This is a genomic window from Limnohabitans sp. WS1 (assembly GCF_003063265.1).
In the GTDB taxonomy this organism is placed as follows: domain Bacteria; phylum Pseudomonadota; class Gammaproteobacteria; order Burkholderiales; family Burkholderiaceae_C; genus Limnohabitans_A.
In genome coordinates, this window is the sequence record NZ_NERU01000021.1 from 64,838 (window position 1) to 74,594 (window position 9,757).

A 9,757-nucleotide genomic window follows, 5' to 3' on the forward strand; every position below is an offset into this window, starting at 1 on the left:
TTCTATCACTCCGTGCGGGTTTGGCTCAATGCAATGGCGCGGGCAGTGTCGTCCGATTGTGTGGATTTGTCGCCACCCCGCCCACCTTCCAGCGCCTCACGCACCCCCGCCACGATTTGCGCATGCAATGCGTGATGCTGGCCTGCTTCGTCAAAAATTTCGGGCAGTGCTTTGCGCAGTTTGTTGCTCACGGTCCAAGCGCTTTGACTGAGCGATCGGATGATCAAGTCGGCTTCGTCGTTGGGCAGTTCCAGCACTTGCTTGATGGCGGCGCGTGCGGCGTCGTTGCGGCCCAGGGCTTGGGCTTCTTGGGCCATTTCGTTTTCGACTGTTTGGCGCAACACGCCGCTCAAGTAATGTGCGTGTTCGGTCAAATCGATGAAGCGCCAAGCGTGCTGGGCTTCGTGGGTGGCCGAAAATTCAAAATTCGTCACCACGCCATCGGGGCAGGTGCGTTGCGTGCCAAAGCGGTAGTCGCCCGCGTGCGCCTGCATGAACGGCCTTGAAAACACCCCCAGCACCTGGTCGTAGTTGGCTCGCCCTCTGGCAGTGGCTGCAATGGTGGCCGAGACCGGCACCACGATGTTGGCGGGCACGGCATGGTCTGCGGCCAGTAAATGGTTGATCAAAAAGCGGTGGATGCGGCCATTGCCATCCACCAGAGGGTGCAGGTAAACAAAGGCAAACGCCACAGCCGCCGCACGCACCACCGGATCTGCACCGCGTGTGCGCTCTTCCAGCTGCGCCAGTGCGCTAAGCATCGGGTTCACCAGCGCCTCGGACGGGGCGATGTAATGCACCACCTGCGCCAAAAACGTGCTTTGCCCCACAAACACAGGCGAGCGCCTGATGCCCAGCCGCAAGGCGCGTTCGCCCAACACCGCTTTTTGCAAAGTGTGCAGCCCCTCGTGCAACAAGGGCTGTGCCATGCGCCCGCTGAACTCGCCTATGGCGGCGGCAAAGCGGCGCACGCGGTCTTGTTGGTCGCCCTCGTGCTCGATGGCAAAGCTGGCGCGAGACTCCTTGAAGGTCAGCCATGCGGCGCTGCGCAAGAGCAGCTCGGGGCCATAGGCGTCGTCGAGTTGCCGCACACCCTCGGCTACGTTGTAAAGCCAGTCACGCGCATCCTCGTGCCCCAGGTACACCATGGGGCAGAAGTCGCGCACCCCCGGCAAGTTGTTGTTGACCCGCCAGCGCCGCACCCGGTCGGGGCGTTGGGCGGCCAGGTATTGGGTGCTGTCGATGGCATCCACATAACCCACATTGGCGGCGGTGTCGGGGGCATCCAGCGGCTGGCCCGTCAACCATTCATAGAAAAAAGCAGCGCGCCGTGCATAGCCTCCCGTGGGCTCTTCGGCGATCCACGCGGCCACTTCGGCTGCAGGCAATCGGGCAAAGAGCCGCGATAAAAACTCCAGGTTCAGGCGCTCGTGTTTGAGCCCAAATTCAAAATGTCCCCGAAAACTGTCGGCCGGTTGGTAGCGTGCAGGCCAAGTCTGCAGCTCGTGCCCGTCCACCACGGTGCGCTGGCGCGATGACCCCACTTGGCTGCGTGTGCGCAGCGGCTGCACCAGCGAGATGCCGTGCATTTGCGCCAGACGCTGAAAGCCTAAAAGAGTGGGGGGCATGGTGTTGTTTTGATAGTAGGTCTTGTATTTTGATATATAAATCAAAAATTCTTGTGAAAACAATATTTTTTAGTCTGAGCTTCAGGTTCTTGGCCATGAGCAACAAACCCAAACCTTAAGAACAACGCTACTGGCGCTTGGTGGCCGAACGCAAAGGCGCCCAAGACGCACGTATGCTGGAGTTTCGCTGGCTACTGGAAGAATTGCGCGTGAGCTTCTTCGCGCAAGAGCTGCGCACCCCGCAGCCGGTGAGCATCAAGCGGCTGGAGAAGGCTTGGGGGCAGTTGAATCATTGAGTTGTCAATGCCTTGGACACACTGAGGGCATCGATGATGTCGCGTGCGAGGTCTTTGGTTCAATGCAATGCCGCCAGCGCAGCTTCGGGCGCTTTGTCCAAGACTTTGAGCAATGCCTTGGCCGCGCCTGTGGGGCTGCGTTTGCCTTGTTCCCCATTGCGGATGGTTTCGAGTGACACGTCAATCCGGGTGGCAAATTCGGCTTGGCTGAACCCCAAACGGCGGCGCACCCGGCGTGCAAACTTGGCTGCGTCTCGCATGGCCAGCGCTTCGTCTTGTGCTGTTTGTAGGGTAATTTGCGTTTCTGTGGTGGCATCCACTTGGGCCACGTTGATCCGTCCAAGGGGTTGGTCGACCATTTTTTCTGGTTCAATTTTCAGTCGTGTCGTTGGTCTCCCGTTGGCAGACCTTGATTCGACCGATCCGATCGCCCAGATGGCTTGAGGCTCAACGGTCGTATTTTTGACTGAGAACTTTCACTTGGGAGGAGAGTTCGCGCACAGCTTGAGTGAGTTCCAGAAGTTCCTGTGCTTTCAAGAGGTCAATTTTTTGGTGCAGGAGTTCGATTTCGAGTTCGGCTTTGACGTTGATGGCGTAATCACTTTGGGCGTGGCGACGGTCCATTTCGGATTGTCGGTTTTGGCTCATCATGATGGCCGGTGCCGTGTAGGCTGCTTGAAACGAGAGCAACAAATTGAGCAGGATGAAGGGGAAAGGGTCCCACGCGTGTGTGCCCGTCAGTGCGTTGCTTGTGATCCAAAACACGATGGCTGTGCTTTGCAGGACGATGAATCGCCACGAACCCACGGTGCTGGCCACGATGTCGGCCAGGCGTTCGCCCCGTGTGGCTTGGCTTGGGAGGGCAATGGCCTCAACGGCCAGCGCCGTGGTCAACTCGTTTTTTTGTCGATGGGCCTTGCGGTGTTGGCGCAGCAGTTCAAGTTGGCGGGTTTCCTCGGCGCTGTGGGGGGTGATGCTGCGGGTGTTTGTCATGATGACCTTCGGGGCTGTTTCATTCAGGTTAACAGCTGATCTGAGGTCTCTCATGGGGTGGGCGTTGCCCTGAGCGTTCAAGGGCCTTGATTTGGCCGACTATTTGGCACGAAGTGCTGCACCTGTTTGCAGTTGCTGGTCAGGTCCAATTCTTCGAAGCACTTCTTCACCATGGGCCAGCACACGCAGAAATCGAATTTGCTGCGCCTCATCTTGGGTCCAATTGAGGACATAAACCACAGCGTTGTCATCGTTTTGGAAGCCTCGCTCGGTGTTCATGTCGCCCACCACGCGCAGTCCGTTGTCGATCATGCGGTAGCCCATTTGGTCGTCACGCAGTTGCAGGCTGATTTTTTGACCATCCAGCATGCCTGCAAACACGGGGCCAGAAAATCGCGTGTCAGGGGTTTCGGTGAGGCTTTTGTCACAAACTTTCCAAGATTTTTCATAAGCTCCGCCCGCGTCCATGCAACGGTCTATGGCCATGAATTCTTTGAGACGAAATACATAAACACTGAGCACCGCTGTGGCCAGGCAGATCAGCACCACGACCCATTTGAGAAGACGGGTTTTCATGGCAGAACCTTCACGAGTGTGTAACGTGTGTCGGGTGCGTCTGCAGGGGGCGTCTCGACGCGGTCTTTGCGCACACGGAGTGTGTAGCGCTTGCCGGGGATGTGTTGGAAGCCTTCAATTTCTGTCAAAAGTGCTTGCCATTTTTGGGGAGGGACACCGGATTCGATTTCGCGCACTTGCAGACATTGCATCTCGACCAGGGCGGTACAACTGCGCCGCTGTGCTGCCACTTGCAGCGTGACAACGCTGGTCATCCATGGGCGAATGCAACGGGCCAGTTCGGGGTTCCACAGGTAGCCCGCAGAGGGGATGCAGCCGTGTGCATCGACGGTGCTGCCCGGGAGTGTTGGGGGGATAGAGGGCGGCGCTTGGGGCGGCGCTTGGGGCGTGGTGTGGGTGCACTCGCCGTCAAACAGATGTTGGGCTTGGGCAGCTTTGAGCATGCAACGGTTGGGGTAGGTTTGGGTCGTCGTTTCACCCGTCACTTGGCCACACACGGGTGCGAATTCGCGGGTACAAACTTGGGCCATGCTTGTGGCCGTGCACAGCCAGCCGAGCGCGGCCAAGATCTGGACTGAATGCCGTCGAACCGTTGGGTGTTCTGTCATGGCTTTTGAAATTTGAGCAAGGGCATGGGTTTGATCCCGGGGCACCAGACTGTTCCAGCGCTTGGGTTGACCTGAGCCTGCCCTCGGTGCGCAAGCTCCTGCTCAGTTTACGAAAAGCGACATCATGAATTTAGTGGTTTAGAGAGCTGGTGCACCGTTGATGTTGATGTTGTGGTTTTGTGATGGAGATTTGTGTAACCACTTGAAAATGTGGGTATGCCTTTGCCAGGTCCATCCACCAGCCCCCATGAAAGTTGCAGCGTACTTCGAGGGTGTGGGTGGCATCCCCGCCAAGGTCAACCCGCATGAGCCCACAACCCTTGCCTCAGGGGCCAAAAACGGTCCCTGACTCCGTGGGCTCTTGCGAATCAGGTCAGCGCAGCACCGCGCTTTTGGCTGCGGCTTCGATCAACGCATCGGCATCGTCCTTCAAAAGAAAGCCGGCTTTCATGGCGCGTTCAGTGGCTTTGACCACGGCTTGAACATAGCCGTCGTGTGAGCCATAGCGCTCTTGCAAAGACAAGCGTGTGTCGCCATTGGCTTGGCGTTCGGCGGCTGTTTTTGCAAAAGGCACCATGCCGCCCACATAGTTGCAAATCTCGCCTTTGTGGAAGGGCCGTGCGCCATCTGCGGTCACGTTCCAGCCCAGATAGGTTCCCAGCGGGGCATCCAGCAGCACGACCGGCAGACCACCGACTTCGTTGCCATCGGCATCGACCTTGGGGGCGTACATGGTCAGCACTTGTTTGATTTTGGGTGGTGCATGGCTCGGAACCCCCGAACCGTCGACCGCTTTAAAGCCGGGACCCCAGTCGTAATCGTGCACGGGCATGATGAAGTCGCGCTCGGGCACGGAGGGTCGCAAACCGGGCAAGTTGGGGTAGCCCAAAGCTGTTTTTTCTGCAATGGCCAATTGGTTTTTGGCCAAGGTGGGAAATTGGCTGGCGGGAGGTTCTGTGCCTTTCATGACCCAGTTGCGAAAGTGCACGCGCAGGGCGTTGACGGTCTCTTTGTGGGGCACCGGGTTGGCAGGCAAGATGCCTTGACCAAAGTTGTTGCCAGGACACATGGGGCCTGCTTTGGGCAGGCCTACGCCCGGCAAGCTGGTGTCAAAGCCGCCTGCACCACCGCCGTGGTGGCTGCTGGCGATGTAGTAGCGCTTGACGTTGGGCGGTAGCGGCAGGTCTTGCTTGGCGTCGGTGCCGATCCATTCGGGGGTGAGCTTCAAAGCCCAGACTTCGGCTGAGCCAAAGTGCTCCATGATTTTGGGGCAAGTGCGCGTTTGGGTGCAGCGGTCCAAGATGCCGGCTGCGGGTGTGCCGCGCACCGGGTCAGGGTGCGGCAGCCACCACTGTGGGCCTTCGCTGCCAGCTTGGTACAGCTCCAGCACGCCGTCGGGTTGCGCCCAGCGAAAGTTCAGCGCAATGCGGCGGCCGGCAATGATGGGCCACAGGCCTTGGTGCACTTGTTGGCCCATTTCGTCCTGGTTGAAACCCAGATGCAGCCAGCCGCGCAGGTAGTTGCCTGATTGGGACACGCCCCGCGCAATGCTGTGCGTCACGGTGCGGGCCACCGGGTTGGGCGTGCCCATGTCATCGGCTTGTGCATGCTTGAAAAAGGTGCCCACATCGCGCCAAGCGGCAAAGCCAATGCCCAGCACATAGGGGTCTTGGGCCGTGAACACCACTTGGTAGAGTCGCTTGGCGTCAAAGCCGTTTTTCAGGCAAATCTGTGTGGGGTCGGGTGTGCCGGGAAAGGGGTTTTGCGCATCGCACTTGGCCCAGGCCCAGTCGGTCGGGGCGATGGCTTGTTCGTCAAAGACTTCGCCGTTCATGTTTTCGCGCCCGCGTGAGACCAGCGTGGCTTGGGTGGTGTCAAGGCTGGCGGGTTTGTAGGGCACGGGGTTGGTCTGCACCATGAGCGGCTGCGAGGCTGGACCTGAGCGGTTGACGATGCGCCCGAACACCTGGCCGCTGACTTTGGAGCCGTCGGGGTTTTTGGCCACGGGCACTTGCAAGAACTGCAAGCCGTCGATGCTGGCTTTGGGCTTGACCGTTGTGGCGCCTGCGTTGTCACCCTGCCACGCGCTGGCCAGCCCAATGTCGCCGTTGGCTAACTCTTGTTCGGCATAGGGAAACACCCGGCCCCGGTTGGGCACGTCGTGCCACATCAGACCGCTGGCGTCTTTGAGGTTCACGGGTTTGTAGATCACAAACGATGCCATGTAGCGGACCTTGCCGTCGGCGTCCTTGGCCAGGTCAATGTCTTGGATGATGGCGTTTTGCGGGAGCTTGGGGTCGAGTTCGCCAAAGGCGCGGCCTGCGACTTGCTCGTAAGCCATACCCGTAGGCTTGCCGGGGGCTGAAGCCACTGGCCGGGTGTCGTCGATCACGATGCGGGTGACTCGGGCCTGGGCGTTTTGGCTGGCCAAAGTGAGCAGGGCAGCGGCCCACAGGCCGTGTTGGAGGTTCAGTTGCATGGGTGTTCCTGTCGTGTGGACGGGCTTGGAAGCCAGTCCATAGATTCAACAGGAATGTGGGTGGCGCTTCAAGGGTGAAGACCCGCAGAGGTCCGCCAGAACGGCCCGCTCAAGCCGCATGGGTGACAGCGGGCGTGGGGGTCCGAGGTGGTTGCCCTGAGCCAACGTGACTCGTTCTGGACCCAAGACGATTTAGGATGCCTTGCATTGAAAGGTTATCGATGTCCCAAGCGCTCTCTGCCTCTTTTCGCCGTCTGGCCTGGTCCAACTTGTTGGCACAGTCGGCCGAGCAGCTGAGCCTGGCCGCCGTACCCATCGTGGCGGTGTTGCTGCTCAAGGCGGGGCCGGGCGAAATCGGCTTGTTGGCATCGATTCAATCGCTGCCTTTTTTACTGCTGTCCATGCCGCTGGGCCTGCTGGCTGACCGCACCTCGCGCACCCGTTTGATGGCGCTGGCCGAGACGCTGCGGGCCCTGGCTTTGTTGCTGCTGCTGGCGCTGATCGTCACGGGGCATGTGTCGATTGCAGCTTTGGCCATCATCGGCTTCATGGCGGCGGTGGGGACGGTGGCGTTCAGTGTGGCCGCACCTTCGCTGGTGCCTGCTTTGGTCGAGGTCGATGGCTTGGCGCAAGCCAACGGTCGGCTGGAGCTGGCACGCAGCGCGGCGTTTGCAGCAGGTCCTGCCTTGGCCGGGGCCTTGATTGCGTGGACCGGGGCGTCGGCGGCGTTTGTGCTGTCGGGCATGTTGTCGGTGGCTGCGGTGTTGTTCCTGCGTGGCATCACCGAACCCGCGCGGCCGACCATGCCCGCACGTCACCCTTTGTTGGAGTTGCAAGACGGGGCCAAGTGGGTTTGGCAAAGCGATTTGCTCAGGCCCATGGTGTTTTGCTCGGTTGCTTGGAACATCTCGTGGTTCATGCTGCAAGCGGCTTACGTGCCCTATGCCATCAACGATTTGGGGCTGGACGCGAGTGGTGTGGGGGTGACGCTGGCGTGTTACGGCGTGGGCATGATCGTGGGGTCTTTGTTGGCACCACGCGTGGTGGCGGCATTGCCCTTTGGACAGGCGATTTTGGTGGGGCCTTATTTTTCGGTGCTGGCCGCGCTCACCATGGCCTTGACGCTGTTTTGGCCCCAGGGTTGGGTGGCCGCTTTGTCTTATTTCTTGTACGGTGCGGGTCCCATCCTGTGGGTCATCACTTCGACCACCTTGCGCCAGACCGTCACGCCACGCGCCATGATTGGGCGGGTCACATCCATCATCATCGTGGCGAGCACCGGCGCACGGCCTTTGGGCGCGGCGCTGGGGGGCTTGTTGGGGGTGTATTTTCCGGCCTCGGTGAGCCTGTGGTGTGTGGTGCTGGGCTTTGGGCTGCAAGCGGTCATCATCACCGCATCCAAGGTGCGCACGCTCAAGCGCTTGCCCGACCCTTTGCCCGATTGATTTTAAAAACAGAGGAGACAACACCATGCAAGCAAGCGAATTTGAAGCGTTGTTGAAGCGGTTTTCAGCCGCAGCGGAGGCGGGCGATGGTGATGCCTTTGCGCAGTGCTTCACGCCCGACGGCGTGTACCACGACTACATCTACGGCGACCACACGGGCCGCGCCGACATTGCCCACATGATGAACGAGCTGTTCCACCGCGATGCCGGGCCCGATTACCGCTGGGAGATGTTCGAGCCCGTGTGCAACGGGCAGCTGGCCTATGCGCGGTCTTTGTCGAGCTTCACCTCGAAGGTGCCCGAGTTTGCGGGGCGGCAGGTGGTGATCGACGGCATCAGCCGCTTTGAGCTGCGTGACGGGCTGATTTGCGATTACAGCGAATCGGTCAATGGTGGCGTGGCCATGGTGCAGCTGGGGGTGGCCGCGCCACGCCTGGAAAAGGTGCTCAAGCGCTGGAGCCAGCAGCTGCTGGACCAGCCCGCCACTCAAGCTTTTCTGGCGCGGGGCAAGCGCACCGTGTAGGAATGGTTGATTGTTTTTTTGAAAGGCCTTGCCATGAGTTACCAAGACATTCTTTACAACGTGGAGCACCGCATCGCAACCATCACCTTGAACCGCCCGGACAAGCTCAACGCTTGGACCGCTGTGATGGAGCGCGAGGTGCGCGAAGCCATGGACACCGCCGCCGCAGACGAGGACGTGCGGGCTATCGTGCTCACGGGGGCAGGGCGGGGCTTTTGCGCGGGGGCCGACATGGACTTGCTCAAGGGCCTGGACCCGAGCGACATCACGGCCACCACCTGGACAAAACCTTTTGATGTGAACCAGCGGCTGGACTACCAGACGCGATATGGGTTTTACCCGGCGATCCCCAAGCCGGTGATCGGCATGTTGAACGGTGCAACCGCAGGCATTGGGCTGGTGCACGCCCTGTATTGCGACATCCGATTTGCGGCCGACAACGCGGTGTTCACCACCGCGTTTTCAAGGCGCGGCTTGATTGCAGAGCATGGTCTGAGCTGGATGCTGCCCCGCATCGTGGGCCACGCCAACGCGATGGATTTGCTGCTGACGGCCCGCAAGGTGCTGGCCCCTGAGGCGCAGGCCATGGGTTTGGTCAACAAGGTGTTTGCGCCCGATGCTTTGGCCGCCGCAACCTACGCCTATGCGCGTGATTTGGTGGACAACGTGTCGCCGCGCTCAATGGCCGTCATCAAGCGCCAGCAGTACGATGCGCCGTTTCAGACGCTGGCAGAAAACACCCGCCAGGCCAACGCCGAGATGGCCCTCAGTTTTGCGAGCGACGACTTCCGCGAAGGCGTGGCGCATTTCATGGAAAAGCGCGCACCGCAATTTACCGGCCAATGAGTGGGTGGGGCTGGCACACAAAAGACTGAATGGCCCCTGTGGTCTGACATTTCCCCTGTAGGAGCGACGCCCTCGTCGCGAAAAGCCTCGCAGACCACCAAGAATCGCCCCGAGGGCGGGGCTCCTACAACATGCATGGCCAACCTCTGTGGTCTGACATTTCCCCTGTAGGAGCGACGCCCTCGTCGCGAAAAGCCTCGCAGACCACCCAGCATCGCCCCGGGGGCGGGGCTCCTAGTGCGCCCGTGAAGGCGCGTACACAGCATGGTGAGAGTCCATGTCGGGGTAAGCCAAGGCCCCGTAGTCGAAGGTAACTGCGTCGCTGCGAAGCGGGGTGGGGAGCAACCGGAGGCGAACTGGCGG

9 protein-coding genes and 1 pseudogene are annotated in these 9,757 nt (G+C 60.2%); 4 read left to right on the forward strand and 6 right to left on the reverse strand.

Annotated features, from left to right (window positions below; translation table 11 throughout):
• Window positions 1-5: 5 nt before the first annotated feature.
• On the reverse strand, window positions 6-1,628 hold the full coding sequence (locus B9Z48_RS18990; RefSeq protein WP_108380304.1) for a Fic family protein: 1,623 nt from the start codon (window positions 1,626-1,628) through the stop codon (window positions 6-8).
• A 131-nt stretch (window positions 1,629-1,759) separates the two neighbouring features.
• On the opposite strand from B9Z48_RS18990, the pseudogene B9Z48_RS18995 reads away from it, so the two are divergent.
• Window positions 1,760-1,924, forward strand: a pseudogene (locus B9Z48_RS18995) (DUF3418 domain-containing protein); the annotation flags it as partial.
• Between the two features lie 59 nt (window positions 1,925-1,983).
• Here B9Z48_RS18995 and B9Z48_RS19000 read toward each other — a convergent pair.
• From B9Z48_RS19000 to B9Z48_RS19020, 5 genes are all read right to left on the reverse strand, one after another.
• On the reverse strand, window positions 1,984-2,283 hold the full coding sequence (locus B9Z48_RS19000) for a DNA-binding transcriptional regulator (RefSeq protein ID WP_108380295.1): 300 nt from the start codon (window positions 2,281-2,283) through the stop codon (window positions 1,984-1,986).
• A gap of 88 nt (window positions 2,284-2,371) precedes the next feature.
• Complete coding sequence (locus B9Z48_RS19005) at window positions 2,372-2,917, reverse strand: DUF1003 domain-containing protein (protein WP_108380296.1); 546 nt, start codon at window positions 2,915-2,917, stop codon at window positions 2,372-2,374.
• 99 nt (window positions 2,918-3,016) lie between these two features.
• On the reverse strand, window positions 3,017-3,493 hold the full coding sequence (locus B9Z48_RS19010) for a hypothetical protein (protein ID WP_089963106.1): 477 nt from the start codon (window positions 3,491-3,493) through the stop codon (window positions 3,017-3,019).
• Window positions 3,490-4,101, reverse strand: a complete 612-nt coding sequence (locus B9Z48_RS19015; protein ID WP_089963104.1) for a DUF4377 domain-containing protein — start codon at window positions 4,099-4,101, stop codon at window positions 3,490-3,492. Before B9Z48_RS19015 ends, B9Z48_RS19010 begins: the two co-directional genes overlap by 4 nt.
• Window positions 4,102-4,474: 373 nt before the next feature.
• Window positions 4,475-6,580 (reverse strand): alpha/beta hydrolase domain-containing protein, encoded by a 2,106-nt coding sequence (locus B9Z48_RS19020; protein ID WP_108380297.1) that lies wholly within the window; start codon window positions 6,578-6,580, stop codon window positions 4,475-4,477.
• 221 nt (window positions 6,581-6,801) lie between these two features.
• Between B9Z48_RS19020 and B9Z48_RS19025 the strand changes: the two genes are divergently transcribed.
• From B9Z48_RS19025 to B9Z48_RS19035, 3 genes are read left to right on the forward strand one after another with little or no spacing between them, the layout of a single operon-like run.
• Window positions 6,802-8,025, forward strand: a complete 1,224-nt coding sequence (locus B9Z48_RS19025) for an MFS transporter (protein WP_194944874.1) — start codon at window positions 6,802-6,804, stop codon at window positions 8,023-8,025.
• A gap of 25 nt (window positions 8,026-8,050) precedes the next feature.
• Entirely contained in the window at window positions 8,051-8,548 is a 498-nt protein-coding gene (locus B9Z48_RS19030; RefSeq protein WP_089963097.1) for a nuclear transport factor 2 family protein, read from the forward strand.
• Window positions 8,549-8,581: 33 nt separating this feature from the next.
• Complete coding sequence (locus B9Z48_RS19035; RefSeq protein WP_089963217.1) at window positions 8,582-9,394, forward strand: enoyl-CoA hydratase; 813 nt, start codon at window positions 8,582-8,584, stop codon at window positions 9,392-9,394.
• The last annotated feature ends 363 nt before the right edge of the window (window positions 9,395-9,757 follow it).